The sequence below is a fragment of the Streptomyces sp. NPDC005648 genome (assembly GCF_040605395.1).
Lineage (GTDB): Bacteria > Actinomycetota > Actinomycetes > Streptomycetales > Streptomycetaceae > Streptomyces.
On record NZ_JBEXCS010000035.1, the window covers coordinates 61,638 to 87,271 of the forward strand.

General features: G+C 71.3%; 20 protein-coding genes and 2 pseudogenes. 13 read left to right on the plus strand and 9 right to left on the minus strand.

The genetic code is table 11. The annotated features are described in order from the left end of the window. Positions 1-702 precede the first annotated feature (702 nt). The 4 genes from ABZT17_RS21310 to ABZT17_RS21325 all read left to right on the plus strand — a co-directional run bounded on the left by ABZT17_RS21310 (position 703) and on the right by ABZT17_RS21325 (position 7,768). Positions 703-2,046, plus strand: a complete 1,344-nt coding sequence (locus ABZT17_RS21310; RefSeq protein ID WP_356350998.1) for a hypothetical protein — start codon at positions 703-705, stop codon at positions 2,044-2,046. Positions 2,047-2,380: 334 nt separating this feature from the next. Further along, the gene (gene efeU, locus ABZT17_RS21315; protein WP_356351000.1) at positions 2,381-4,480 is read left to right on the plus strand and encodes an iron uptake transporter permease EfeU; all 2,100 of its coding nucleotides are present in this window, start codon (positions 2,381-2,383) and stop codon (positions 4,478-4,480) included. Positions 4,481-4,596: 116 nt separating this feature from the next. Continuing rightward, on the plus strand, positions 4,597-5,907 hold the full coding sequence (gene efeB, locus ABZT17_RS21320; RefSeq protein WP_356351002.1) for an iron uptake transporter deferrochelatase/peroxidase subunit: 1,311 nt from the start codon (positions 4,597-4,599) through the stop codon (positions 5,905-5,907). A 223-nt stretch (positions 5,908-6,130) separates the two neighbouring features. Beyond that, a complete protein-coding gene (locus ABZT17_RS21325) occupies positions 6,131-7,768 on the plus strand; it encodes a hypothetical protein (protein WP_356351027.1) in 1,638 nt (545 codons plus the stop codon). Between the two features lie 45 nt (positions 7,769-7,813). On the opposite strand, the gene ABZT17_RS21330 is transcribed toward ABZT17_RS21325, so the two are convergent. The 6 genes and pseudogenes from ABZT17_RS21330 to ABZT17_RS21355 form a co-directional block, all read right to left on the minus strand. Further along, positions 7,814-8,482: a response regulator transcription factor gene (locus ABZT17_RS21330; RefSeq protein ID WP_356351003.1), complete on the minus strand. Its 669-nt coding sequence runs from the start codon at positions 8,480-8,482 to the stop codon at positions 7,814-7,816. Further along, complete coding sequence (locus tag ABZT17_RS21335; RefSeq protein WP_356351028.1) at positions 8,479-9,735, minus strand: histidine kinase; 1,257 nt, start codon at positions 9,733-9,735, stop codon at positions 8,479-8,481. Before ABZT17_RS21335 ends, ABZT17_RS21330 begins: the two co-directional genes overlap by 4 nt. A 60-nt stretch (positions 9,736-9,795) precedes the next feature. Further along, complete coding sequence (locus ABZT17_RS21340; RefSeq protein WP_356351004.1) at positions 9,796-10,638, minus strand: ABC transporter permease; 843 nt, start codon at positions 10,636-10,638, stop codon at positions 9,796-9,798. Next, complete coding sequence (locus ABZT17_RS21345; RefSeq protein ID WP_356351005.1) at positions 10,635-11,609, minus strand: ATP-binding cassette domain-containing protein; 975 nt, start codon at positions 11,607-11,609, stop codon at positions 10,635-10,637. The genes ABZT17_RS21340 and ABZT17_RS21345 overlap by 4 nt, the downstream gene beginning before the upstream one ends. Positions 11,610-11,827: 218 nt before the next feature. Beyond that, a pseudogene (locus ABZT17_RS21350) lies at positions 11,828-12,040 on the minus strand (BlaI/MecI/CopY family transcriptional regulator); the annotation flags it as partial. 61 nt (positions 12,041-12,101) lie between these two features. After that, positions 12,102-13,163, minus strand: coding sequence for a Ku protein (locus ABZT17_RS21355; protein WP_356351006.1), 1,062 nt, complete (start codon positions 13,161-13,163; stop codon positions 12,102-12,104). 59 nt (positions 13,164-13,222) lie between these two features. On the opposite strand from ABZT17_RS21355, the gene ligD reads away from it, so the two are divergent. Then, positions 13,223-14,104 (plus strand): non-homologous end-joining DNA ligase, encoded by an 882-nt coding sequence (ligD, locus tag ABZT17_RS21360; RefSeq protein ID WP_356351007.1) that lies wholly within the window; start codon positions 13,223-13,225, stop codon positions 14,102-14,104. 91 nt (positions 14,105-14,195) lie between these two features. Here the strand turns inward: ligD and ABZT17_RS21365 are convergent, their stop codons facing one another. Continuing rightward, positions 14,196-14,999 carry a nuclease-related domain-containing protein gene (locus ABZT17_RS21365; RefSeq protein WP_356351008.1) on the minus strand — a complete coding sequence of 268 codons (804 nt, stop codon included), beginning with the start codon at positions 14,997-14,999 and terminating at the stop codon, positions 14,196-14,198. A 108-nt stretch (positions 15,000-15,107) separates the two neighbouring features. Here ABZT17_RS21365 and ABZT17_RS21370 point away from each other — a divergent pair, with 108 nt between their 5' ends. From ABZT17_RS21370 to ABZT17_RS21400, 7 genes and pseudogenes are all read left to right on the plus strand, one after another. Continuing rightward, positions 15,108-15,614, plus strand: a complete 507-nt coding sequence (locus ABZT17_RS21370; protein WP_356351009.1) for a dual specificity protein phosphatase family protein — start codon at positions 15,108-15,110, stop codon at positions 15,612-15,614. Positions 15,615-15,820: 206 nt separating this feature from the next. Beyond that, positions 15,821-16,528 (plus strand): hypothetical protein, encoded by a 708-nt coding sequence (locus ABZT17_RS21375; protein ID WP_356351011.1) that lies wholly within the window; start codon positions 15,821-15,823, stop codon positions 16,526-16,528. Next, positions 16,525-17,796: a HAMP domain-containing sensor histidine kinase gene (locus ABZT17_RS21380; protein WP_356351012.1), complete on the plus strand. Its 1,272-nt coding sequence runs from the start codon at positions 16,525-16,527 to the stop codon at positions 17,794-17,796. Before ABZT17_RS21375 ends, ABZT17_RS21380 begins: the two co-directional genes overlap by 4 nt. Before the next feature lie 655 nt (positions 17,797-18,451). Then, a pseudogene (locus ABZT17_RS21385) lies at positions 18,452-18,679 on the plus strand (SH3 domain-containing protein); the annotation flags it as partial. A gap of 43 nt (positions 18,680-18,722) precedes the next feature. After that, the gene (locus tag ABZT17_RS21390; RefSeq protein WP_356351014.1) at positions 18,723-20,084 is read left to right on the plus strand and encodes an FtsW/RodA/SpoVE family cell cycle protein; all 1,362 of its coding nucleotides are present in this window, start codon (positions 18,723-18,725) and stop codon (positions 20,082-20,084) included. Continuing rightward, complete coding sequence (locus ABZT17_RS21395) at positions 20,081-21,538, plus strand: penicillin-binding transpeptidase domain-containing protein (protein WP_356351016.1); 1,458 nt, start codon at positions 20,081-20,083, stop codon at positions 21,536-21,538. Before ABZT17_RS21390 ends, ABZT17_RS21395 begins: the two co-directional genes overlap by 4 nt. A 66-nt stretch (positions 21,539-21,604) precedes the next feature. Continuing rightward, positions 21,605-22,108 (plus strand): DUF3291 domain-containing protein, encoded by a 504-nt coding sequence (locus ABZT17_RS21400; RefSeq protein ID WP_356351017.1) that lies wholly within the window; start codon positions 21,605-21,607, stop codon positions 22,106-22,108. Between the two features lie 12 nt (positions 22,109-22,120). On the opposite strand, the gene ABZT17_RS21405 is transcribed toward ABZT17_RS21400, so the two are convergent. Next, the gene (locus ABZT17_RS21405; protein WP_356351019.1) at positions 22,121-22,930 is read right to left on the minus strand and encodes a hypothetical protein; all 810 of its coding nucleotides are present in this window, start codon (positions 22,928-22,930) and stop codon (positions 22,121-22,123) included. A 29-nt stretch (positions 22,931-22,959) separates the two neighbouring features. Continuing rightward, entirely contained in the window at positions 22,960-24,069 is a 1,110-nt protein-coding gene (locus ABZT17_RS21410; RefSeq protein ID WP_356351021.1) for a ferritin-like domain-containing protein, read from the minus strand. An 87-nt stretch (positions 24,070-24,156) separates the two neighbouring features. Here ABZT17_RS21410 and ABZT17_RS21415 point away from each other — a divergent pair, with 87 nt between their 5' ends. Next, positions 24,157-25,095 (plus strand): diiron oxygenase, encoded by a 939-nt coding sequence (locus ABZT17_RS21415; RefSeq protein ID WP_356351022.1) that lies wholly within the window; start codon positions 24,157-24,159, stop codon positions 25,093-25,095. The last annotated feature ends 539 nt before the right edge of the window (positions 25,096-25,634 follow it).

Below are 25,634 nucleotides of genomic sequence, written 5' to 3' on the forward strand. Positions count from 1 at the left end.
GGTCAATCTAGACGGCGCGGGCAAGGAACTCTCTGAGCGCTGATACCTCGAACGCTGCTGTCCGGCCGGGAGTCATGTCGAAGTCGTCCCCGCGCTCCCGGCCGAGGGGGGCTTCGCCGAGCCGCCGCGTCCTCGACCGCGGTCGCAAGCAATGGGCTGGTCAGGCCGGGCATGTCGGTCGTGGCTGGTACGCATGCCGGCATGGCTGCACATGATGGCGTGAGTGATGACGAGATCATCCGCAGGATTCGGCAGCAGGATGCGGCTGGTGACCAGAGGATCCATCTCGAAGTAGCCGACGGGGGGTCTGCCGTTGGGGGGAAGCGCTGTCTCGGCTGAGGGCTCCCGCTGTCCCGTGAAGGCTTTGGTTTTTCTTTTGGGTGGCTTGGTCAGGTGCAGCTTCCTTCTTTGGGCTGCCATGTCCGCGGCGCGCCTACCATTGGCCGACTTCGGTGGGCGGTGGGGGAGTTGATGAGGGTGCGGCGGACGTCGCTCGGGTTTGTCGGGGTGGCTGTGCTGGTGCCGCTGGTTGTGTCCGCGGCTTCCGCTCGGGCGGCTTCGGGGTCGTTGGCCGTCACCACGCTGGGACGGGGTGGTGAGAAGGTCTCTACGACGATCACCGTTGTCGCCGTGCCGTCCGGGCGGACGTACAGCGTCGCGTCCGGGAAGCGGATCAGCCTGCCTTCGGGACGGTACGTCGCGATGACCGACATCTGGGAGCACGGCTCCGAGGGGCTGGGGACCGACACCGTGGGCGCGAAGGTCGTACAGGTGTCGGGCAGTTCCTCGGTGACGCTCGACGCCCGTGAGGGCAAGGCCGTCAAGGTGTCGCTCGATACGCCCGCCGATGTGACGGAGCCTGCGCGGATCAGCGCGCAGGTATGTGTCGCCGGTGTCGGCGACATGCCCTCCGCCTTCAGTGCGGGCGGATGGAACGACGAGGGAGCCATCTACGCCATCCCGAACTCCTCCAAGCTGCTGCGGTTCGGGTATCTGGCGCGGTGGTCGGGGAACGACACTTACGTCGCCGTGAAGAACAGCACCGGCATTCCGGCCGCGCCCGGGGGGACGTTCCAGCGGTCGAAGCTGGCGACGGTCCGCCTCGTCGTGCGCAGCGGTACGCAGATGGGCCCCCAGGACTACACCGCGATCGAGGCAGCGCCCAAGACCGACGACTGCACCACCGGTCTGCGGGCCGACGTCCGCAATGACGAGGCGCCGTACGACGCGACCCTCCATGTGACGCCCGGGACCTGGCAGTCCAGCGACGGCGTCCACGCGAGCGACGGCGAGAACGTGGGCGTCGCGCTCCCCAAAGTCAGGACGCTGACGGCAGGGCAGAGCCTCACTCAGTCCTTCGGACGCGCCGTGTGGAGTCCGGTGCACTATCTGCCGATGGTCGGGGAGAAGTCCATCACCTTTCTTCCGGACGGTCTGATCGGCGATCCCGATGTCGGAGTGGACGGGGCCGATCCCACCAAGGAGACCGTGGTCCTGGCCAAGGGAAGTGCCGTCCTCAAGAAGCAGACGCTGACCAACTGGGGCACCGGAGATGCCGAGTTCTCCGCCCCGGCCCGCTCGGTCGGCTGGTACCGCCTCACCGTTGACGCCCATCGATACCGTCCGGGCATCACCTTCCCCGCCGGCATGCTCTCCTCGCGTGCCACCCTCGACTGGTACTTCAAGGCCGACCCGGCCAAGTCGACGGTCGCGCCCGTCTTCCTGACCCGGTTCCTGCCGGTCGGATTGAACAGCCGCAACCAGGCCGCGACCAACGGCACCACCACGGTCGATGTGAGTGCCGGGCGTGGCTCCCAGGGGCCCGGTCCGAAGTTCACCGAGGTGACCGCCAAGTCGGTACGGGTCTGGTCGTCCGCCGACGGCGGCAAGACCTGGAAGGCGGCGACCGTCGAGCGCTCCGGGTCGATCTGGCGGGCGTCCGTCCGCAACCCGGCCTCCGGTGCCGTCGCCCTGCGCTCCGAGGTGACCGACTCCGCCGGGGACCGGTCGGTGGAGACGGTGTATCGGGCGTACGCCATCGGCTGAGGCGACCGGGGCCGCCGAGCCGGTGCGAGCCGGCCGACCCCGCCAAGCCCCCAAGCCCGCCGAGCCGGCCGAACCCCCCAAGCCGGCCGAACCCGCCATGCCCCCCCCAAGCCGGCCGAACCCGCCAAGCCACCCCAAGCCCCCCAAGCCGGCCGAGCCCGCCGAATCCGCCCAAGTCCTGACGCATGCCCGGCTTCCCCCAGGTTTTGCCCCGGCATTACCGACCCATGACCGCCCGCCTACAGGACTGTAGTCATGATGGTCCGCGTCTTGGTTAGGTATGCCTACGCTAAGGGGCCGCGGTCCCCGGTGGAGGCCGGCCGTGGAGGGCCGTATGTGGGATGACGCGTTTCCGAGCTTCCTGATCGGACTGCGGGAGGGACTCGAAGCCGGACTCATCGTCTCCATTCTCGTCGCGACCCTCGTCAAGGCCGACGCCCGCTCACGGCTCCCCCAGGTGTGGACCGGTGTGCTCGCGGCGATCGCGCTCGCGGCGAGCTTCGGTGCGGTGCTCACCTTCACCGCCGCGTCCCTGTCGGCCACCGCTCAGGAGGCCTTCGGCGGCGCCCTCAGTGTGATCGCGGTCGCGTTCGTCACCGCGATGGTGTTCTGGATGCGCCGTTCGGCCCGGAGTCTGTCCGGGGAGATCAAGGAGAAGGTGACCGGCGCCCTGGCCATGGGCTCGGGCGTACTGGTCCTCACCTCGTTCCTCGCCGTCGGCCGCGAGGGCCTGGAGACCGCGCTGTTCCTGTGGACCACCGCCCAGGCGGCGGGCGAGTCCGCCGGGCCGATGGTCGGCGCCGGCATCGGCCTGGTGCTGTCGGCCGTGCTGTGCTGGGGGCTGTACCGACGGGTCCTGCGGATCAACCTGACCAAGTTCTTCACCGCCACCGGCATCGTCCTGATCGTGATCGCCGCCGGTGTCCTCGGGTACGGGCTCCGCGATCTCCAGGAAGGCGGCGTCCTGCCCGGCAACGCCGCCTACGCCGTCGACCTCGGCGGCAGCGTCGACGCCGGCTCCTGGTACAGCACCCTGATCCAGGGCGTCCTCAACCTGACGCCGACCATGACCTGGCTCCAGATCGTCGCCTACGTCGCCTATCTCGTCGTAGTCATGTCGCTCTTCGTGCGTGGCGTGCGGGCCACCGCGCCGAGGCCCGCCCCCGACAAGCCGGAAAAGGCCGCGCCCCCCGCCTCGGACCGGCAGGAGACGACAACCGCGCCCGCTCCCTCGGCCCCTGCGCGGCACCGCCCCGCCTGGGTCGTTCCCGTCGCGGTCGTCACCGTTCCTGCGCTGCTCGCGGGGCTCGCCGTCGCCTTCGGGCGGCCCAAGCCCGCGAGCGCCCAGACCGTCGCCGTGTCGGAGAAGGAGTGCGGGGCCGGATTCACCGCGCCCAAGCCCGGCCGGCAGACCTTCCAGATGCGCAACACCGGCGACAAGACCTCCGAGGTGTATCTGATCGACCCGGCGACCAACGCCGTCTACGGGGAGGTCGAGGGGCTGGCTCCCGGTACCACCCGGGCCCTGGTCGCCACCGTCGCCGGGGGTACGTACGCGTGGCGGTGCGTGCCCAGCGGCGGGGCCGCCGTCACCTCCAAGGCCGTCCGTGTCAGCGGTGGGGGCGGCGGCGCCCAGGCGGTCGTTCCCGTGTCGGAGAAGGATCTGGCCGGACCGCTGAAGCAGTATCGGGCCTACGTCGACCAGGGACTGGCCACTCTCGTCGCGCAGACCCGCGCCCTCGCCGGGGACATCCGGGGCGGCCGTCTCGGCAAGGCCCGTACCGACTGGCTCACCGCGCACCTCAGCTACTCCTCCCTCGGCGCCGCCTACGGCACCTTCGAGGACTTCGACAAGAAGATCAACGGCCGGGCGGACGGTCTGCCGGGCGGCGTGCACGACAAGGACTTCGCCGGGTTCCATCGCGTCGAGTACGGCCTGTGGCACGGGGAGTCGGCGACGAGCCTGAAGGGCCCGGCCCAGCAGCTCGTCATCGCGGTCGCCGGGCTCCAAAAGGCCTTTCCCACCCAGGACTTCGACCCGTCCGACCTGCCGCTGCGCGCTCACGAGATCCTGGAGAACACCCTCCAGTTCGAGCTGACCGGGGACACGGACGAGGGCAGCGGAACGAACCTCGCCACCGCCGACGCCAACCTCGCGGGCACCCGCGAGCTGCTCACCGTACTCAGGCCGCTGCTGACCACCCGCGCGCCGAAGCTGCTGCCGACCGTCGACGCGGACGTCTCCCGGCTGCAGAAACTCCTCGACGCCGAACATCACGGCGCCGAAAGCGCCGACAGCACTGGCACCACCGGCTGGACCCCGGTCGACCAGCTCGACGCCACCACCCGGGCGCGGGTCGACGGAGCCACCGGGCAGCTCCTGGAGGACCTGTCCCCCATCCCGGACCTCCTGGAGATCAGGAAGGCCGCCTGATGGGTTCCGCCGAACACCCTTCGCCCACGCCCACGCCCACGCCCGCGCCGGCCCAAGACCAAGCCCCAGCCCCAGCCCCAACCTCAGCCCCCGCCCCGCCCGAAGGGACCACCCCCATGCAGTCCGCCGATTCCCCCGCCCCGCAGGGCCGTTGCCCGGTCGGTGCCGGTCGTCGTTCCTTCGTGAGGACGGCCCTCGGTGCCGGGGCCGCCGGTGCGGTGCTGGCCGGCGGTGGACTCGTGCTCGCCGAGAGCGGTGACGGTACGGCGCGGGCCGCCACGGGGGCCTCCGGAACCACGGGGACCACGGGGACGGTGAACGCCGCCAAGATCCCCTTCCACGGCGTCCACCAGGCCGGCATCCTCACCCCCACCCCGGCCGCCGCCACCTTCGTCTCCTTCACCGTCATCGCCGAGAACCGCGCGGAACTCACCGACCTGCTGAGGACGATCACCGAACGGGCCCGCTTCCTGACCTCCGGCGGTACGCCCGCCGACCTCGGCGTCGGTGCCCCGCCCTCCGACAACGGCATCCTCGGCCCGACCGTCCCCGCCGACGGCCTCACGGTCACCGTGGGAGTGGGTGCCTCGCTCTTCGACGACCGGTACGGCCTCGCGAAGGCCAGGCCCCGCCGTCTCACCCCGATGCGGACCTTCCCCAACGACAACCTCAGGCCCGCCGAGTGCCACGGCGACCTCTCCCTGCAGATCTGCGCCGACCGTCAGGACACCGTCCTGCACGCGCTGCGCGACATCGCCAAGCACACCCGGGGCGCCCTGCAGATCAAGTGGCGTATCGACGGTTTCCAGAACGCCCCGCGTCCCACCGGCGCCCAGCGCAACCTGCTCGGCTTCAAGGACGGCATCGCCAACCCGGACGTGTCCTCGGCCCGTGAGACCGACCGGCTGATCTGGGTGGGGGACGGCGACGGTGAACCCGCCTGGGCGAAGGGCGGCAGCTACCAGGTGATCCGGATCATCCGGATGCTGGTGGAGTTCTGGGACCGGGTCTCGCTGAGCGAGCAGGAGCTGATGTTCGGCCGCCGCAAGGACACCGGCGCGCCGCTGGACGGCGCCAGGGAGACCGACATCCCCCAGTACGCCAAGGACCCGCACGGCACCGCGATCCCGCTCGACGCCCATATCCGCCTCGCCAACCCGCGCACCGCCCCGACCGACAACACCCGTATCCTGCGCCGGGGTTACAACTACGACCGCGGGATCGACGACGTCGGCAACCTCGACATGGGCCTGGTGTTCTGCTGCTACCAGCAGGACGTCAAGCGGCAGTTCGAGGCCACCCAGACCCGGCTCATCGACGAACCCCTCGTCGACTACATCTCTCCGACCGGCGGCGGCTACTTCTTCGCCCTGCCGGGAGTACGGGACACCAAGGACTGGTTCGGCCGCGGACTGCTCACCGCCTGAGCCGACCCGAACCGACACATTCTTGTGCCCTTCTCACCTCCCTCTGGCGAACCCGGCGCGCACATCTCCCCTCTACATGTTGTAGTAGCCGTAAGCGGAGGAGTGGGACATGGACGTGCATACCGTCGGTGCCAGGGTCCGCCGGCGGGAGCTGCCGCCGTCGGCCGCCGTCCGGGCCCCGACCGGCCAGAACGGCGACTCGCCCCAGCAGTGGCACCGCGGCATGACGCTGATCGCCACGATCAGCCTGTTCATCGGCACCCGTGACGCCTGGACCCGGGCGATGCTCGTCCACCCGCCGGTCGCCGGGGTCATCTCCGCCTGTTACGCGGGGATCCTGGTGTGCGGGGTGCTCGCCCTGGCTGTCCGCGGCAGGCGGGCCCTCGTCCGGGTGGACGCGGCGGTGCTCGTCCTCGCCGTGGCCCTGGTGCTCTGCGCGTTCTGGCTGAACCACATCGGCACCGACGAGGGCGTGCTGACCGAGCAGGCGGCGAGCGAGATCACGCACGGCCATGCCATCTACGGACAGCCCTGGCCCTGGCTGTTCGGCACCGCCGACTCCGGCCTCACCAAGACGATGTCCGGCGGCGCCGACTACACGTACGGCTATCCCCCGCTGACCGCCCTGCTGGCCGCGCCGGTCCACGCCCTGCTGCACACCCCCGCGGCCGCCACCCTGGTCACCACGGGCGCGCTGCTCGCCGGCACGGTCGCGCTGTGGCTGCTGCTGCCCGTTCCCTGGCGGTCGGCGGCCACCGCCGTGTGCCTCGGCTTCGGCATCCTGCCGGGGTACGCCCGCTCCGGCTACCCGTCGATCGTCGCCCTGGCGCTGCTGGTGCCGGTGGTGGTCCGCTGGCCGGCCACCGGCGCGGGCGGACGGCTGGGGCGGAGCGGAGTGCTGCGGGCGGTGTGCCTGGGCGCCGCCTGTGCCGCACAGCAACTGGCCTGGTTCCTGGCGCCGTTCCTGCTGATCGGCCTGTACGCGGTACGGCGCGGCGAGCTCGGCGCCCGTCCGGCGGCGGCCGTACTCGCCCGCTTCACCGGCGTCGCGGCCCTGACCTGGGCCGCCGTCAACGCCTACTTCGCCGCCCAGGGCTTCTCCGCCTGGCTGCACGGACTGCTGCTGCCCCTCACCCAGAAGGCGATCCTGCACGGCCAGGGCCTGATGGGCATCTCCTACTACTTCACCGCAGGCAGCAGCCGCCTGGACTACTACTCGTACGCCAGTCAGCTGCTCCTCGTCGGTCTGCTGGCCGCGACGTTCCTCTTCGTCCGCCGTCTGGGCCCGGCCCTGACCGTCCTGCCCTGGCTGTCCTTCTACCTCGCCACCCGGTCCCAGGACGGCTACTTCCTGATGATGACCCCGCTGTGGCTGGCGGCCGCGGCGACGGTCCCCGCCTCGTCCCTGGCGCGGGCCTGGCAGCCCCGCATCCCCGGTCTCACCGGGCGCCCCGCCAAGGCCGCGCTGGCCGTGGCGCTGCTGGTGCCCGCTCTCCTGTGCACGGTCGTCGCCGCCGGCAGCGCACCACCCCTGCGCATGGCCCTCACCCCCCGTTTCACCGGCGGGTCGCACCCGTCCGTCACCTCGGTCACGGTCCGCGCGGCCAACACCACCGGGACCGCCCTCAGCCCGCACTTCGCGAGCCGTCTCGGGCAGGGCGCCTCCGACTGGTGGACCATCACGGCGGGCCCCGCCACCCTCGCCCCGCACGGCACGGCCGTGTACGTCGTCCGGCCGGAGGGCGGCCACCACGCGCTGCCCTCCTCCCGGCGCGAGCACATGTACCTCATCGCCGTCACCGGGACGCCCATGACGATCAGCACCGCGCCCGTCGAGGCACCCGCGCCGCAGGGTTCGTAGAAGAGACAGTCCGCCTCAGTCCGCCTCAGTCCGCCTCAGTCCGCCTCAGTCCGCGTTGGGCCGGGCCAGGCCGTGGTCGTAGGCGAAGATCACCGCCTGGATGCGGTCGCGGGCGCCGATCTTGGCGAGGACCCGGCCGACGTGGGTCTTGACGGTGGACTCGGAGAGGACGAAGCGGGTGGCGATCTCGCCGTTGGTCCAGCCCTTGCCGATGGCGACGAGGATCTCGCGTTCGCGGTCGGTGAGGGAGGCGAGGGCCGGGTCCTCGGGGGCGTCGCCGCGCTGGGCGGGGACGTACTGGGCGAACTCGTCCAGGAGGCGGCGGGTGAGGGCGGGGGCGATGACCGCGTCGCCGGCGGCGACCGCGCGGATGCCGGCCAGGAGTTCCTCGGGGCGCGCGTCCTTGAGGAGGAAGCCGCTGGCACCGGCCCGGATGGCGGCGTGGACGTACTCGTCGAGGTCGAAGGTGGTGAGCACGAGGATGCGGGAGCGGTCGCCGGCCGCGACGATCCGGCGGGTGGCCTCGATGCCGTCCATGCCGGGCATACGGACGTCCATCAGGACCACGTCAGGGCGGAGTTCGGCGGCCTTGCGGACGGCCTCGGCGCCGTGCGCGGCCTCGCCCAGGACCTCGGTCTCCGGTACGGAGTCCAGCAGCATCCGGAAGCCGTAGCGCTGGAGCGGCTGGTCGTCGACGATGAGCACCGTCGTCACCGGGCGCCCTCCTCGGGGGTGAGGTCGAGGACGGCCTCCACGCTCCAGCCGCCGCCGGCCGCCGGTCCCGCGCTGACCGTGCCGCCGTACAGGGCCGCTCGTTCCCGCATCCCCACCAGGCCGTGTCCTTCCTCGTTCGGTGGTCCGGGCGGTGCGGCCGGACCGTCGTCCTGGACCCGGATGGTCAGCCGGCCGTCCTCGGCCAAGAGCGCCAGACGGACCCGGGTGTCGCTGTCGGCGTGCTTCAGGGTGTTGGTGAGGGCTTCCTGGACGATGCGGTACACCGTCAGCTGCACTCCGCCGTCCAGGGCGTCGACCTCGCCGGAGGTCCGGTAGACCACCTCCAGTCCGGCCGCGCGGACCTTGGCGCACAGCGCCTCGACGTCCGCGATGCCTGGCTGGGGGCTGAGTTCGGGCCCGCTGCGGGGCCCGTCCGCCGGCTCGCGCAGCACGCCGAGCACGCGCCGCAGCTCACCGAGGGCCTGCCGGCCGGTGTCGCCGATGAGCTGGAGCGCCTCCTTGCCGCGTTCGGGGGCGATGTCGGTGGCGTAGGCCCCGGCGTCGGCGAGCGTGATGATGACGGACAGGTTGTGGCCGACGATGTCGTGCATCTCGCGGGCGACCCGGGTGCGTTCGGTGGCCGCGGCCAGTCTGCTGCGCTGGTCGCGCTCGACCTCCAGGCGCGCGGCCCGCTCGCGCAGCCCGGCGAGCTGGGCCCGGCGGATGCGGATCATCAGACCGAGCGCGAGGGCCGCGGTCGCCGTGCTGAGCAGGAAGAACAGCGCGTCCCAGACGGACATGGCCGGGGAGACCCGGACGGCGACCAGCGTCAGGGCGCCCGCCATGGCGGCGCAGGCCCATGCCAGCTGCCGCAGCCGCCCGTGCAGGGCCAGGCTGTAGAGGGCGATGAGCAGGGCGACGTCGGCGCGCAGCACGGCGTTCAGGGACCACTGGAGGACGAACACCGCCGTGACGGCGGCGAAGGCCGCGAGGGGCCGGCGGCGCCGCCACAGGAGGGGGAGCACGAGTCCCGCCTGCAGCGCCAGCATGCCCGCGAGGGGCAGCTGGGTGAAGGTGAGCCGGAACCGGCGCGGGCCGTCGCCGTCGCCCCCGCCGTGGTGGAGCAGGTCGGGCAGGCAGAACATCAGGAAGACGAGGAGTACGACCGCGGTGTCCAGGACCCATGGACGCGTCCGGTCGGCATGCCGCAGCCGCTGGCCGCCCCGGGACAGACGGGCGACCAGCGGACCCATTCCGCTGAGGTCGTCGGTGGCTACGGCGTTCACGGACGTCACGCTGCCATGGTGCGGGACTCAGACGTCGCTGCGGGTGAGCCGGTAGGCCGCGCCCGCCAGCGCCAGGGCCGTCCAGCACAGGAAGACCAGCAGTCCGGCGCCCGGCGAGAGGGTGGTGGAGTCGTGGGTGAGGGCGAACATCGACTCCCCCGCGTTGGACGGCAGATAGGGGCTGATGTCGTCCTGCCAGGAGCTCGGCAGCAGCGAGATCAGGCCCGGGATCAGCATCAGGGTGGCCACCAGCACGGAGATCCCGCCGGCCACCGACCGCAGCAGCGCGCCGAGCGCGGCGCCGATGACTCCGACGAGGCCCAGGTAGAGCCCGGCGCCGAGGAGGCTGCGCACCACGCCCGCGTGCGAGAGGTTCATGGCGGCGGGCGTGCCGGAGACGATCCCGCTGCCGATCAGGAAGGCGACGAACGCGCCGACCGTCCCCACCACCAGCGCGACCAGCCCGAACACGGCCGCCTTGGACCACAGCACGGGGAGCCTGCGGGGCACGGCCGCGAGGGTGGAGCGGATCATGCCGGTCGAGTACTCGCCCGCCGTGACCAGCACGCCGAGCACGCCCAGGGCCAGCTGGGCGAAGTTCGTCCCGAAGAGGGAGAGGCTGACGGCCGTGGAGGAGGCGAAGTCCCGGTCCATACGGCCGGAGTTGATGCCGGACTTGTAGCGGCTGGCGGCGATGAGACCGAAGGCGACCAGGAACAGCAGCCCCAGGCCCAGGGTGATCCAGGTCGAGCGCAGGGACCACAGCTTGGCCCACTCCGAGGCGAGGACACGCCGTCCGGTGACCCGGTAGGCGGGCCGGGCGGGGGCGGTCCTGGGTTCCTCCGCGGTCGCGGTGAGGGTGGTGCTCATGCGGACCTCCCGAGGGTCTCGGTCATGGCCCCGGTCCCGCCCTGGGGCTCGGTGGTGGTCGTGGCCGTGGACCCGTGGTACTCCACGGCATCCCTGGTCAGGTCCATGAACGCCTCCTCCAACGACACGGTCCGGGTGCTCAGTTCGAACAGCGCGATCCCGTGCTCGGCCGCCGCCAGCCCGATCTCCCGGGCGGTCAGGCCGGTCACCTGCAGCTCCTCGGAGCCGATACGGCCGGTGATGTCGACGCCTGGTCCGGCCAGTACGTCCCTCAGCCGCGCCGGGTCCTGGGTGGCCACGTCGACCGTGTCGCCGCCGGCCTCCCGGATGAGTTCGCCCACGGTGGTGTCGGCGAGCAGCCGCCCGCGGCCCACGACGATGAGGTGGTCCGCCACCAGGGCCATCTCGCTCATGAGATGGGAGGAGACGAAGACGGTCCGTCCTTCCTCGGCGAGCGCCTTGAGCAGGTTCCGGATCCAGAGGACGCCTTCCGGGTCCAGCCCGTTGACCGGCTCGTCCAGCATCACCGTCTGCGGATCGCCGAGCAGCGCGGCCGCGATGCCGAGCCGCTGGCCCATGCCGAGGGAGAAGGCGCCGGCCCGCTTCCGGGCCACGGTGCCCAGTCCCGCCAGCTCGATGACCTCGTCGACCCGGCGGCGCGGGATGCCATGGGTCAGGGCGAGCGCCCTGAGGTGGTTGTAGGCGGAGCGGCCCGGGTGGATGGACTTCGCCTCCAGCAGGGCGCCGACCTCCTGGAGCGGGGCCTGGTGGCGGGCGTAGTGCCGGCCGTTCACGGTGACGGTGCCGCTGGTGGGGGCGTCGAGGCCGACGATCATGCGCATGGTCGTGGACTTGCCGGCGCCGTTGGGCCCCAGAAAGCCGGTGACGGTACCCGGCTTCACGACGAACTCCAGCCCGTCGACGGCCGTCTTCTCGCCGTACCTCTTGGTCAACTGCCGTGCGTCGATCATGCGCGCCCTTCCTGTCGGCCTCCGGCGCCCGTCACTTCCCCCGTCGACGCCGCTACGGCAACGCTATGAGCGGGACCGGCCCGAGCCGTGGTACCGGAAGGCCGAAGTGGGGCGGGGGTGTAGTACCGGGGTACTACGGGAGTGGGGGCGGGGCCCAGTTCTGGACGGCCGAATGGTCAGGGCTCGCCCGAAGACCGCCCGGTCCGCGCCCCACGCGGCCGTTCGGCGGTCTCGGACGCCTCGTCCCGGACGGGCGCGTAGGCGTAGCCGCGGCCCGCGGGGTGCCGTACGAGCATGCTCTTGTCGTACGGGCGCGACAGGATCGTCAGCACGGTCGTGTGGGCGAGATCCCCGGGCAGTCGCTGCTGGACCTGCCGTGCGGTCAGTGGCTCGTCGGCGGCCCACAGCGCGGCGAGGACACCGCTCTCCAGCTCCCCGCGCGCCCTGCGGCCGCCCGCCCCACCCCGGCCGTACGGCGACCGCGCGCCGAAATCAGGCCGTGCGTTTGCGGGAGGGCGTCTTCTTGGCTGTCGTGGACTTCTTCGCGGCCGTCTTTCCCGCGGTGGTCTTCTTCGCGGTCGACTTCTTCGCGGTCGCCGTCGTCTTCGCGGAGGCCGTGGACTTCTTGGCGGCCGTCGTCTTCTTCGCCGTGGACGCCGTGGACGTCGACTTCCTGCCCGACGCCGGCTTCGGGGCCGCCCGAGCCGACTTTCGCGGTGAGAGGCTTCTGACCTCGGCCTTCTCCTTGGCCTGCGCCGGCTGCTCCGTCTCCTCGCCGCGCGACTCCTTCGCCGCCTGCACGCTCTTCTCCAGGGCCGCCATCAGGTCGAGCACCTTGCCGCCCCGGGCCGGTTCCGGGGATTCCGGCGGGGCCTCGCCCGCCGCCTTGGCGGCGACGACCTCCTCCAGGGCCTCGCGGTACTCGTCGTGGAGTTCGTCGAGGTCGATCTCGCCCAGGGTGTCCATCAGGGCGTCGGCGAGGTCGAGCTCCTTGTCGTTGACCGTGACCTTCGTGTCGGGGGCCAGTCCCTCGGGCGCCCGTACCTCGTCCGGCCAGAGAAGACCGTGCATGGCGATGGCGTCCTCCACCACCCGCAGCATCCCGAGCCGTTCCTTCCCCCGGAGCGCGAACTTCGCGATCGCCACCTTGTTGCTGCGTTTGAGCGCCTCACGCAACAGGGTGTACGGCTTCGCCGCCGGGGCGCCCCCCGCCGCCAGGTAGTACGCCGCGTCCATCTGGAGCGGGTCGATCCGGTCCGCCGGGACGAAGGCGACGATCTCGATCGTCTTGGCCGTGGGGAGCGGGAGATGGGACAGGTCCTCGTCCGTGATCGGGATGATCGTGCCGTCGGCGTCCTCGTACCCCTTGCCGATCTCGGCCGTCGTGACCTCCTTGTCCTCCAGGTCGCAGAACTTGCGGTACCGGATGCGGCCGCCGTCCTCCGTGTGGATCTGACGGAAGGAGATCGAGTGGCTCTCCGTCGCGTTGACCAGCTTGACCGGGATGCTGACCAGGCCGAAGGAGATGGCCCCGTTCCATATGGATCTCACCATCGGCGCCCTTTCGGTGGTTTTGCGGCAGTACGTCACTATTCGCGTGAGATTCTCATCGTATGACGCCCATCACAGAGGTGGAGGGGAGGCGGCTCGCCCTCAGCAACCTGGAGAAGGTGCTGTATCCGGGGACCGGGTTCACCAAGGGCGAGGTGCTGCACTACTACGCCACCAACGCCGACGTGATCCTGCCCCATCTGCGCGACCGGCCCGTTTCCTTCCTGCGGTATCCCGACGGACCCGACGGGCAGGTGTTCTTCACCAAGAACGTCCCTCCCGGTACGCCCGACTGGGTCACCACCGCCGAGGTGCCCCGTTCGGAGGGGCCCGCGCGGATGGTGGTGGTGCAGGATCTGGCGTCCCTGATGTGGGCCGCCAACCTCGTCACCGAGTTCCACACCCATCAGTGGGTCGCCCAGGAGCCCGGCGTCGCGGACCGGATCGTCTTCGATCTCGACCCGGGCACACCCGCCACCGTCGTCGACTGCTGCGAGGTCGCGCTGTGGCTGCGGGAGCGGCTCGCCGACGACGGGATCACCGCCTGCGCCAAGACCTCCGGGTCCAAGGGGCTGCATCTGCTCGCCGCCGTCCGGCCCACCCCGTCCGACCAGGTCAGCGACTACGCCAAACAGCTCGCCATGGAGGCCGAGCGGGCCATGCCGCGGCTCGTGCTGCACCGGATGACCAGGAGCCTGCGGCCCGGCAAGGTCTTCGTCGACTGGAGTCAGAACGCCGCCCGCAAGACCACCGCCACCCCCTACACCCTGCGCGCCCGCCCCGAGCCCACCGTCTCGGCGCCCGTCACCTGGGGCGAGGTCGAGGAGTGCGGGGCGCCAGGACAGCTGGGCTTCCAGGCGCCGGACATCGCCCCTCGCGTTCAGGACTACGGCGATCTGCTGGCCCCGCTGCTCGACGCCGACGGCGCCGGCTCCTTGCCCTGAGGACCGCGCTCTCCCACCGTCGCGCCGAACTCCCCGGTCCGACCACGAGAAACCGGGCAAGCGGCCAGGCAGGTGAACCGGGCAACGGCCCTCATACCTTGGTCCAGGTCCCCCGGTCGCGCGCCATCGCGTGCAGCGCCTCCACATCGGCCGGCTTCAGTACGCCCCCGGTGCGGGAGAGTCCGTCCACCTCGGTGTCCTTCAGGACGCGGACCTCGCGGAGGGGGGCGGTGACGGCCACCTCCGACGCCGCGTACACGGCCAGCACCGGGTGGACCTCCGCCGTGAGGGCGTACGAGGCCCGGTCGGCGTCGGCCCGGACGCGGCGCAGCAGCCGCTGCGGGTCGCGGCGGCCCAGCGTGACCATCGGGTCCGCGACCGTCACCCGCTGTTTGCGGGCGTAGAGCGTGTGCACGGCGAAGAGGCCGCCCGGCCCGATCGCCAGGTGGTGGATGCGGTCGCCGCCCGGCAGCGGGATCGAGTGCAGGGCGTGCCAGCCCACGCCGTCGAGGCGGTCCAGGGCCTCCCCGACCGCCTGTTCGGCCGCCAGCGCCCGGCGCCGGGGGTCCGGGCGCAGCCGGTGCGGCGGTCCGGGGTCGCGGTCCAGGGAGACGATCAGGGCCTCGGCGGGCCGGTTGGGCGCGAGGTCGTCGTCCGGGTGGAGGGAGAGCCGGGCCAGCTCGGCCGGGGTCGGCACCGGTGGCGGGCCGACCGTCACGGGGCCGGTGAGGAAGGGACCCAGGGTCCGCAGGACCTCCTCACGCTCCTCCTCGCTCAGCAGGTTGATCCTGGCCGCCTCACGGTCGTACCAGGCGATGTTGCGCCCGTCGGCACGGCTGACGTAGAGCCGCTCCTGACCGTGCCTCCAGGCCGGTATGACGCGCAGTCCGTTCATGCACCATCACCCCTCGACCATGGGAACAGGCGGGGTGCTCCATCGGCAAGAACCCGGTTACCTTTGAGAGGAGTTGGGCATTGCTGGAGGGGAGTTGGGGAGGCGTGTTTGCGTACCCGCAGAAAGCAACCCGACGTACCGGCTCCGGACACCCCGTGGAGCGAGATCGTGCCTGGTCTGTGGATGGGCGGGCATGAGTTCCGGGGCCGTACCGGACAACCGGAGTTCGCCGTGGTGCGGGATGAGTTCGATCTCGTCCAGACTCTTCTACGACTGCCCGGGCACGGTCCGGATCCGGGGGTGGAGCACCATGTGTGGCCCATTCCGGACGGGCCGCTGGACGGGACCCAGCTCGCGGGGGTCATCCGTCTCGCGCAGGCCGCGAGCGACGCACTGGACGAGGGCCGCAGGGTCCTCGTCCGCTGTTACAGCGGGTACAACCGTTCGGGGCTGGTCGTCGCCCACGCCCTGGTGCGGCGCGGCCACACCGCGGACGACGCGATACGGCTGATCCGGTCCCGGCGCTCACCCTGGGCCCTGCACAACGACCTGTTCGTCGACTACCTACGAGCCGGCCTGCCGACCGCCCGTCTACTGGAGGAGCTGGCGGAGTAGGACCCGGGTCGGTGCGAAGCGGCACGGGGTGGTTGCCGAGCAGCCCAGGGCCGGAGCGAAGCAGCCCGAGGTGGTCGTGGGGCAAGTAAGGGCGGGGTGGTCGGGGAGTAAGGGCGAGGGCAGTTCTGCGGGACGGGTAATCGTTTCTCCGGCGCTTTAGGGTGTACTGGGCCCATCGATCGTTCTCAGCCAGCCACTGGAGTCCCGTGCCCCGCGCCCGCACCCTGCGTACCGCCGTCGCCGTCGTCCTCCTCGCGGCGACGGCGGTGGGCTGCGGTGACGCCGGTGATCTGCGGGGCGCGGGGGCCACGCCGACCGCGACCAGCCCGGCGAAGCTGTGGCCGGACCTCAAGCCCGCCGCCAGCCCGGCCTGGGACTACGACAACGGCGAGTCCGAGGCCATGCACATCACCGCGCCGGACGACGACATCCGCAAGGTGAGCCCGGCGGCGATCGTGCGGCAGGAGATCGCCCAGCACCCGGACGACTACGAGGGCTCCAAGGCCCAGTACCACGAGACGGCCCGCCGGATGAAGTACTGCGGCACCACCCCGGCGGACAGCCGCTGCCCGCTCCTGAAGGCCTACTACCGCGACATCACCGGCGACGGGAAGCCCGAGCTGACCCTGGGCTTCCGGCTGCTGCCGGGCACCCAGACGGCCGTCCGGGTCTACACCGTCGAGGCCGGCCGGGTCATCCAGGTGATGTCCAACAACGACGCGGTGAGCGGGGTGGAGCTGGCCGGCCACTCGGTGATCATCCACGCCCCCTCCGACCTCGCGGACTACGAGTACCGCTTCCAGTGGACCTGGGACCCGCAGCAGAAGGTCATGCTGCTCACCCACGACGAGATGCTGCACATCGGCCGCACCCGGCACCACTCCCGCCACCCGTCCCCCTCGGCGACCTCATGAGACGGCCCGGGCTCCCCCGCTGGGCCGGCACGCTCGCCGTGAAGGCCGCCGTGTTCATCACCGTGATGTGCTGCGGACTGGCCGCGATGCTCGGTGTGCTGGTGCATGTCTCGGTGACGGACCAGACCGTCGGCCAGGCCCGCCGGCTGGCCCTGTCCCGTCTCTCGGACGCGACGAAAGCGTACGAGGCCGGGGACAGCCTGCTGCCGGGCGCGGGCGTCGACCCGCCGGGGCTGCCGACGGCGCTGCACGAGCTGGCGGTGGACGGGGACCGCGGCACGATGGTCTCCCTGCACCGCGGACGTCCCACGATGTGGGCGGCCGGTCCCGCCGACCGGAACCGGGCGCTGGCCGTCGAGGTCGACTACTCCCAGCAGTCCCGGACGATCACCGGGCTCGACCGCTCCATCCTGTGGTCCTCGGGTCTCGCGATCGGGGCGACGCTGCTGGTGGGGGCGTTGGCGGTGACCCGGGTGACCCGCCGGCTGCGGGCGACGGCGACGGTGGCGCGGCGGATCAGCGCCGGGGACCTGGACGCACGGGTCGACGACCCTCGTACGAAGGACCGGTCACAGCCGCAGGACGAGGTCGCGGCGGTCGCCGCCGCGCTCGACTCCATGGCGGCCTCGCTGCAGGGCAAGCTGCTGAGCGAGCAGCGGTTCACGGCGGACGTGGCGCACGAGCTGCGTACTCCGCTCACCGGGTTGCACGCGGCGGCGGAGCTGCTGCCCGCGGGGCGGCCGACGGAACTGGTGCGGGACCGGGTGGCGGCGCTGCGGACACTGACCGAGGACCTGCTGGAGATCTCCCGGCTGGACACCGGGCGGGAGAAGCTGGAGTCGGACACCGAGGAGCTGGGCGCGCTGGCCTCGCGGGTGGTGCGGGGGTCGGGGACCGACACCGAGGTGGTCGTCGTACGGGACGTCCGGGTGGAGACGGACCGGCGGCGGCTGGAGCGGGTGCTCGGGAATCTCGTGGCCAACGCGCACAAGCACGGGCGGGGACCGGTGTCGCTGACGGTGGACGGGTCCGTGGTGACCGTGCGGGACCACGGGGACGGGTACCCGGACTATCTCGTCGAGCACGGGCCGCAGCGGTTCAGGACCGAGGGCGGGGCCACGGGACACGGTCTCGGGCTGACCATCGCGGCGGGCCAGGCGGAGGTGCTCGGGGCGCGGCTGGAGTTCGCGAACGCGCTGGGCGGGGGTGCCGTGGCCACCCTGACGCTGCCTCAGCGGGGCCCGTCCGTCCCCGATGGCGCAATGTGACGGGCGCCCGTCAACCACTCCTCCTAGTGTGGCGATTAGTCAGTTTCGCCCCATTCCTGGAGGTTCCTCCATGTCCCTGCGTCCCCCCCGCCGCGTCCTCGCCCGTCTCTCCATAGCCACGGCCGCCGGGGCACTGCTCGCCTCCGTCGTCGCGACGCCCGCACTCGCCGACAACGACTGGGGCGACGGCAACGGCAACGGCAGCAACACCCAGAGCTCCGGACGCCCCAGCGGCAGCGGCAGCACGCAGAACACCGGCCGACCCAACGGCGGTGGCGGCGAACAGAGCAGCGGCCGCCCCAACAGCAGCAGCACGCAGAGCTCCGGGCGCCCCGACAACAACAGCAGCAGCACACAGAGCACCGGCCGCCCGAACGGCACCGGCAGCACACAGAGCACCGGCCGACCCGACAACAACAGCAGCGGCACACAGAGCACCGGCCGCCCGAACGGCACCGGCAGCACACAGAGCACCGGCCGACCCGACAGCAACGGCAGCGGCACACAGAGCACCGGCCGACCCGACAGCAACGGCAGCGGCACACAGAGCACCGGGCGCCCGAACAGCAGCTCCAGCACACAGAGCACCGGGCGCCCGAACAGCAGCTCCAGCCAGCAGGGAAGCTGGGAGCAGCACGGCGACAGCCAGCGGCTCTACCGGGGCGTGGTGACGGCGAGCGAGCTCTTCCTGCGCAGCGCGCCCAACCGCGGCGGCCAGATCATCCGGGTCGCCCACCGGGGCGAGCACGTCTCGATCTTCTGCAAGACCGCCGGGCAGAACATCGACGGCAACAACCTCTGGTACCTGCTCACGGACGGCACCTGGGCCTGGGGCGCCGCGCGCTACATCGACAACATCGGGCCCGCGCCACGCTGGTGCTGAGACCCTGAGGTCACAAGACACACTATTTGGGTAAGTTCCGGACATGACCAACGCCGGAACAACCGTGGCCACAGCGGATCCCCCCGCTCCCGCGGTACGCCTCCCCCGGCGCCGTGGCATCGAACTGGCCCTCATCGTCCTCGCCGTCCTGCTCTCCGTGTACGGCTACTGCGATGTCGGCCTCGCCAAGTACGGCACCGTCCCGCCCGGCGCCGCCGGTTACGGCGCCGGGCTCGGCGTGCTCGCGCTCCTCGCGCACATCGCGGTGCGTCTACGGGCCCCGTACGCCGACCCCCTGCTCCTGCCGATCGGCGTCCTGCTCAACGGCCTCGGCCTGGTCCTGATCTACCGCCTCGACCTGGAGACCCCCGGCGACCGGGCGGCGCCCACCCAACTCGTCTGGTCCACCCTGGGCGTGACCCTGTTCACCGTGGTCGTCCTCCTGCTCCGCGACCACCGCGTGCTCCAGCGCTACGCCTACGTCTGTGTGGCGGCCGCCCTGGTCCTCCTTCTGCTCCCGATCCTCTTCCCGGCCGTGAACGGCGCCCGCATCTGGATCAGGATCGCCGGATTCTCCATCCAGCCGGGCGAGTTCGCGAAGGTGCTGCTGGCGGTCTTCTTCGCCGCCTACCTGGCCGCCAACCGGGGCGCGCTCGCGTACGCGGGCCGCCGTATCTGGCGCATGCGGCTGCCGACGGGCCGGGTCCTGGGCCCGCTCGTGACGATCTGGCTGCTGAGCGTCGGCGTCCTGGTCCTCGAACGCGACCTGGGCACCTCGCTCCTCTTCTTCGGCCTGTTCGTCGTGATGCTCTACGTCGCCACCGGTCTCACCGGCTGGATCGCCCTCGGCCTGCTCCTGGCGTGCCTGGGCGCCGCGGCCGTCGGCGGCCTGGAACCGCACGTGCACACCCGGGTGGAGGACTGGCTGCACCCCTTCGCGTCGATCGAGGCGGGCCAGGGCCCCAACCAACTCGCCCAGTCCCTCTTCGCCTTCGCGGCCGGAGGCATCCTCGGCGCGGGCCTGGGCCTCGGCCACTCGATCCTGATCGGCTTCGCCGCGAAGTCGGACTTCATCCTCGCCACGGCGGGCGAGGAACTGGGCCTGTCCGGCCTCGGCGCGATCTTCCTCCTCTACGGCCTCCTCGTGGAGCGCGGCTACCGCGCGGGCCTGGCCCTGCGTGACCCGTTCGGCCGCCTCCTGGCCGTCGGCCTCGCCTCGATCGTGGCGCTCCAGGTGTTCGTGATCGCCGGCGGAGTGACCGGGCTGATCCCCCTCACCGGGATGGCGATGCCCTTCCTCGCCCAGGGCGGCTCCTCGGTCGTCACCAACTGGGCGATCGTGGCGCTGCTGATCCGGATGAGCGACTCCGCCCGCGGCCAGTACGACGGCGAGGCGGCCCCATGACGCGCTACATCCGCCACGCGGCGGCCTTCTGCACCCTGCTCCTGCTCGCCCTCCTGGTCAACGCGTCCCGGGTCCAGGTCCTGCGCGCCCGGTCCTACGACACCAACCCGGCCAACCGCCGTACCACGATCGCCCGTTACGACCAGCCGCGCGGCGACATCCTGGTCGACGGCCGGCCCGTCACCGGCTCCCGCGACACCGGCGAACAGCTCCGCTACGAACGGACCTACACCGACGGCCTGTTGTACGCCCCCGTCACCGGCTTCGCCTCACAGGTCTACGGCACCACACTCCTCGAACACACCGAGGACGCCCTGCTCTCCGGCACCGACCCGATGCTCACGCCGTTCCCCCTGTGGAACGACCTCACCAGGGCGCAGAGCCCGGGCGGCAACGTCGTCACGACGCTCAACAGAGGGGCCCAGCAGGCGGCGTACGAGGGCCTGGCCGGCCGGAAGGGCGCGGTGGCGGCCGTGGAACCCGCCACCGGGAAGATCCTGGCCCTGGTGTCGGCGCCGTCCTACGACCCGGCCGTGCTGTCGGGCAACTCGGCGGCCACCGAGCGCTCCTGGGCCCGTCTGAACGCCGATCCCGACAAGCCGATGCTGAACAGGGCGGTACGGCAGACCTATCCACCGGGCTCCACCTTCAAGGTGGTCACCATGGCGGCCGCGCTCGACGCCGGCGTGGTCACGGACGTCGACAGCACCACGGACTCCCCCGACCCCTACACCCTCCCCGGCACCCGGACGCGCCTCACGAACGAGGGCGACGGCTGTGCGGACGCCCCGCTGCGGGCGGCCTTCGAGTGGTCGTGCAACACGGTGTTCGCGAAGCTCGGGGTGGATGTGGGCAGGGCGGACATGGCGGCGACGGCGGAAGCCTTCGGCTTCAACGAGACCCGCCTGCGCATCCCCTTCTCGGTGGCCCCGAGCACCTTCGACACCACGGTCGACAAGGCGCAGTTGGCCCTCTCCTCGATCGGCCAGTACAACACCCGGGCAACCCCTCTGCAGATGGCGATGGTCGCGGCGGCGGTGGCCAACGGCGGCCAGGTGCGGGAGCCCTGTCTCGTCGAGCGCACCACCACCGACGACGGGGACACGGTGTGGACCCCGAGCGCACGCCCCGTCCGCCAGGCGATGCATCCGTCGACGGCGGTCCGGATGAGGGAACTGATGGAGGACGTGGTCACGGAGGGGACCGGCGCGAACGCCGCCATCCCGGGCGCGGTGGTCGGCGGCAAGACCGGCACGGCCCAGCACGGCATCGGCAACGCCGGGACGCCGTACGCCTGGTTCGTGTCGTGGGCGCAGGGCGAGCGGGATCTGGAGCCCAAGGTGGCGGTGGCGGTGGTGGTGGAGGACGCCTCGGCGGTCCGGGGGGAGATCACCGGGGGCGGGGTGGCGGCGCCGATCGCGAGGGCGGTGATGGAGGCGGTCCTCAACTCCTGAAAGTGAGCGCCCACTTACTGAGACGGGGGTACCGTCCGCCAAAGCCCCCGACCTAACGTTCGGTACATGAATTCAGCCGCGTACGAACTCGCCCAGGTGAACATCGCCCGCCTCAAAGCCCCGCTGGACTCACCGCAGTTGAAGGACTTCGTCGACGCCCTCGACCCCGTGAACGCCGACGCGGACGGCGCGGACGGTTTCGTCTGGCGTCTGCAGGACGACTCCGGTGACGCGACGGACGTCGCCGTCTTCGGCGACGAGTGGCTGATCATCAACATGTCGGTGTGGCGGGACACGGACGCCCTCACCGCGTACATGTACCAGGGCCGGCATCGCGAGATGCTGGCCAGGCGCCGCGAGTGGTTCGAACGCGTCCAGGAGGCCATGGCGACCCTCTGGTGGGTTCCGGCCGGCCACCGTCCCACGGTGGCGGAGGCCGAGTCCCGCCTGCTCCACCTCCGCACGAACGGCCCGACGCCGTACGCCTTCACCCTGCGGACGTCCTTCGCGCCGGGCGCGGCGGAACCCGTGTCCCTGGCGGTCCCCGACGACCTGGGCTGCTCGGTCTGACCGCCGACGGAACTACCGGATCGCCTTGCGCGCCTCCGACCGCACCTGGAGCGTCGTCCTGGCCGCGGCCTCCAGGTCGACGTCCGCCGGGTCCGTGTGGAGGCCGCCGGAGGTCATCTCGGCGACCATGGCGGCCGTGTTGCCGTCCGCCCAGGCGCAGGCCGGGTAGGTGAGGGTGGCCGTGCCGCCGCGCTGCTTCTGGGTCACCACCTCGCAGGTGATCGTGGTGTCGGCCCCGTCCGGACGGAAGTCCTTCGCGGGTACGGCCACGGTCACTCCGTCGGTCTCGCCGAGCCCCTTGAACATGCCGCCGCGGAGGGCGGCGAGATGCTGGAAGCGCCCGTACATGCCGGAGATCACGAGCACGCCCTCGGTCCGGTCGCCGCCGAGGGCGTACTGGGCGACCTTGGCCTTGGTGACCTTGGCGTCCCAGGCACCGTTCATCTCGTCCTCGACGGTACGGCCCTGGGTGTCGGACAGGTCGTCGGTGAGCTCGTAACGGCCGTCGAGCAGCTTCTGAGGCAGGGTCAGCTCGAACCGGGCGTCGGGCAGCCCGCTCTCGACCTTGGACCCGACCATCGCCAGCCCCACGACGACCGCCACGACCAGGGCGACCACTCCACCCACGATGCCGAGCACCAGCCCGGTCCGGCTCTTCCGCGGCGGCGGAGGCGGAGGGGCACCCCAACCCCCGTACCCCTGAGGCGGATGGGGCGGCGGCTGCTGACCGTACGAGCCGTAGGGCCCACCGGAGTGGGGCCCCTGCGCGGGCGGGGGGCCGTAGGAGTTCTGCGGCCCGTAGGGGCCCTGAGGCGTGGACACGTCAGCACGTTACTCCATGCGTGCGCACGTCACCCCTCGGTCATCCCCGCTTCGACGGCCCCCTCCACCTCGGCGACCCGCTCCCGCTCCTCCAACGCGAAGCGCTCCGCGTCCAGCTTCTCCGCGATCTCCTCGTCCTGGGCCATCAGCAGGTCCAGGTTGGAGTCGCCCATCTCGAAAACGCCCATGTCGACGTAGGCCTGCTGGAGGCGTTTGCCCCACAGGCCGATGTCCTTGACGCACGGGACGATCCGGGAGAAGAGCAACTGCCTGAAGAGCGCCAGGAACTCGGACTTCTCGCTGTACTCCTCCGCCTCGGCCTTCGGGATGCCGAAGTTCTCCAGGACCTCGACCCCGCGCAGCCGGTCGCGCATCAGGTAGCAGCCCTCGATGACGAACTCCTCGCGTTCGCGCAGTTCCGCGTCGGTGAGCTGCTTGTAGTAGTCCCGCAGCGCCATCCGTCCGAAGGCCACATGCCGGGCCTCGTCCTGCATCACGTAGGCGAGGATCTGCTTGGGCAGCGGCTTGGTCGTGGTGTCCCGGATCATGCCGAAGGCGGCCAGCGCCAGCCCCTCGATCAGCACCTGCATGCCCAGATACGGCATGTCCCACCGACTGTCGCGAAGCGTGTCCCCCAACAGCGACTGGAGATGGTCATTGATCGGATAGACCATCCCGACCTTCTCGTGCAGGAACCGGCCGTAGATCTCCGCGTGCCGCGCCTCGTCCATGGTCTGCGTCGCCGAGTAGAACTTGGCGTCCAGGTCCGGCACCGACTCCACGATCCGGGCCGCGCAGATCATCGCGCCCTGCTCACCGTGGAGGAACTGGCTGAACTGCCAGGAGGCGTAGTGCTGTCGCAGCTCGCCCCGCTCCCGCTCGCTCATCTTCGCCCAGTACGGCGTCCCGTACAGCGAGATCGACTCGTCCGGCGTCCCCAGCACGTCGTGCGGATCGACCTCCAGCTCCCACTGGATGCGCCGCTGCCCGTCCCACTGCTTGTCCTTGCCCTTCTGATAGAGGGCGAGCAGCCGTTCGCGGCCGTCCTCGTACTCCCAGCTGAAACGCGCCGCACCGGACGCGGGAACCTGCCACACGTAGTCACCGGGGTCATTGGTGTACAGCTCATGGGTCGGCATACCCGGCAGGCTCACATGTAGACGCCGAGTCAACAAGTCCCGTGCAGGGGATTGACGAGCTTGCTGACAGGCAGTCTCATAAGTGCCATGTCGACTCTCACGGAAGCAGACGCACTCGACGGCCTGCGCGACGCCCTCGGGCTGCTCAAGGACCGCGAGCAGGTCGCCGAGCGGCTCCTCGCCTCCTCCGCGAAGCACTCCTTCGACCCGGACAGGGAACTGGACTGGGACGCGCCCTACGAGGAGGGCAAGTGGTTCTGGCCGCCGGAGCTGGTGTCCCTGTACGACACCCCGCTCTGGAAACGCATGAGCGAGGAGCAGCGCATCCTGCTCTCCCAGCACGAGGCGGCGGCGCTGGCCTCCCTCGGTATCTGGTTCGAGCTCATCCTGATGCAGCTGCTGGTCCGCCACATCTACGACAAGGCCGCCACGAGCGCGCATGTGCGCTACGCCCTCACCGAGATCGAGGACGAGTGCCGCCACTCGAAGATGTTCGCCCGACTCATCGCCCACGGGGACACCCCCTGGTACCCCGTGGCCCGTGTCCACCAGAACCTCGGCCGCCTCTTCAAGACCGTCTCGACCACACCGGGGTCCTTCACGGCCACCCTCCTGGGCGAGGAGGTCCTCGACTGGATGCAGCGGCTGACGTTCCCGGACGAGCGCGTGCAGCCCCTCGTCCGCGGGGTCACCCGTATCCACGTCGTCGAGGAGGCCCGCCATGTCCGCTACGCCCGCGAGGAGCTGCGCCGCCAGATGGTGACGGCCCCTCGCTGGTCCCAGGAATTCACCCGGGTCACCTCCGGCGAGTTCGCCCGCGTCTTCTCCGTCGCCTTCGTCAATCCCGAGGTCTACACGAACGTGGGCCTCGACAAACGCGAGGCCATGGCCCAGGTGCGGGCCAGCGGCCATCGCCGGGAGGTGATGCAGACGGGCGCGAAGCGGTTGACCGACTTCCTGGACGACATCGGAGTGCTGCGGGGAGTGGGGCGCCGACTGTGGAAGTCCTCGGGGTTGCTGGCGTGAGGGGGGTGCCGCGTGGGGTCGCATGACGGGTGCGGCGCCGTCGTGGCTGATCGCGCAGTTCCCCGCGCCCCTGAAAAACGTACGGGCACCCGGCGTCGCGATGAGCCCTTGGCCTCGTGCATCACAGTGCGGCGCCGTCGTGGCTGATCGCGCAGTTCCCCGCGCCCCTTAAAAGCATGCCGGCGCCCGGCAAGTCGCGATGTGCCGTCGGCCTCGGGGATCACAGTGCGGCGCCGTCGTGGCCGATCGCGCAGTTCCCCGCGCCCCTGAAAGGCGTGCCGGTGGGCGGCGTTGATATGGGCCTTCGGTCCTGCGCCCCTGAAAGGCAGGGCGTGCAGGCGCCCCCGGGCAGAAGGCCATGTGGCCTTGGGCGTCGTGCAGGCGCGTACGGCGGGGAGGGGACGGGACGGGGGGTGTCCGCCCGCAGCGGCGGGCGTCCGGCACCGGTGCGCTCCCGAACAGGCAGTGGCGCCCGACCGAGGACGGATACCCCCCGGCCCGGCCCCGACTCACCCACCACCCCTAGATGATCGATTCCA

What these genes read in the sequence shown, in the direction of transcription:
- ABZT17_RS21310 (WP_356350998.1), top strand. Translation starts at nt 703, where the DNA reads ATGACCGACATCTGGGAGCACGGCTCCGAGGGGCTGGGGACCGACACC.
- ABZT17_RS21365 (WP_356351008.1), bottom strand. Translation starts at nt 14,999, where the DNA reads ATGAACGGACTGCGCGTCATACCGGCCTGGAGGCACGGTCAGGAGCGG.
- ABZT17_RS21345 (WP_356351005.1), bottom strand. Translation starts at nt 11,609, where the DNA reads ATGATCGACGCACGGCAGTTGACCAAGAGGTACGGCGAGAAGACGGCC.
- ABZT17_RS21335 (WP_356351028.1), bottom strand. Translation starts at nt 9,735, where the DNA reads ATGGGTCCGCTGGTCGCCCGTCTGTCCCGGGGCGGCCAGCGGCTGCGG.
- ABZT17_RS21355 (WP_356351006.1), bottom strand. Translation starts at nt 13,163, where the DNA reads ATGGTGAGATCCATATGGAACGGGGCCATCTCCTTCGGCCTGGTCAGC.
- ABZT17_RS21410 (WP_356351021.1), bottom strand. Translation starts at nt 24,069, where the DNA reads ATGCCGACCCATGAGCTGTACACCAATGACCCCGGTGACTACGTGTGG.
- ABZT17_RS21395 (WP_356351016.1), top strand. Translation starts at nt 20,081, where the DNA reads ATGACGCGCTACATCCGCCACGCGGCGGCCTTCTGCACCCTGCTCCTG.
- ABZT17_RS21400 (WP_356351017.1), top strand. Translation starts at nt 21,605, where the DNA reads ATGAATTCAGCCGCGTACGAACTCGCCCAGGTGAACATCGCCCGCCTC.
- ligD (WP_356351007.1), top strand. Translation starts at nt 13,223, where the DNA reads ATGACGCCCATCACAGAGGTGGAGGGGAGGCGGCTCGCCCTCAGCAAC.
- ABZT17_RS21415 (WP_356351022.1), top strand. Translation starts at nt 24,157, where the DNA reads ATGTCGACTCTCACGGAAGCAGACGCACTCGACGGCCTGCGCGACGCC.
- efeB (WP_356351002.1), top strand. Translation starts at nt 4,597, where the DNA reads ATGCAGTCCGCCGATTCCCCCGCCCCGCAGGGCCGTTGCCCGGTCGGT.
- ABZT17_RS21325 (WP_356351027.1), top strand. Translation starts at nt 6,131, where the DNA reads ATGACGCTGATCGCCACGATCAGCCTGTTCATCGGCACCCGTGACGCC.
- ABZT17_RS21390 (WP_356351014.1), top strand. Translation starts at nt 18,723, where the DNA reads ATGACCAACGCCGGAACAACCGTGGCCACAGCGGATCCCCCCGCTCCC.
- ABZT17_RS21380 (WP_356351012.1), top strand. Translation starts at nt 16,525, where the DNA reads ATGAGACGGCCCGGGCTCCCCCGCTGGGCCGGCACGCTCGCCGTGAAG.
- ABZT17_RS21340 (WP_356351004.1), bottom strand. Translation starts at nt 10,638, where the DNA reads ATGAGCACCACCCTCACCGCGACCGCGGAGGAACCCAGGACCGCCCCC.
- efeU (WP_356351000.1), top strand. Translation starts at nt 2,381, where the DNA reads ATGTGGGATGACGCGTTTCCGAGCTTCCTGATCGGACTGCGGGAGGGA.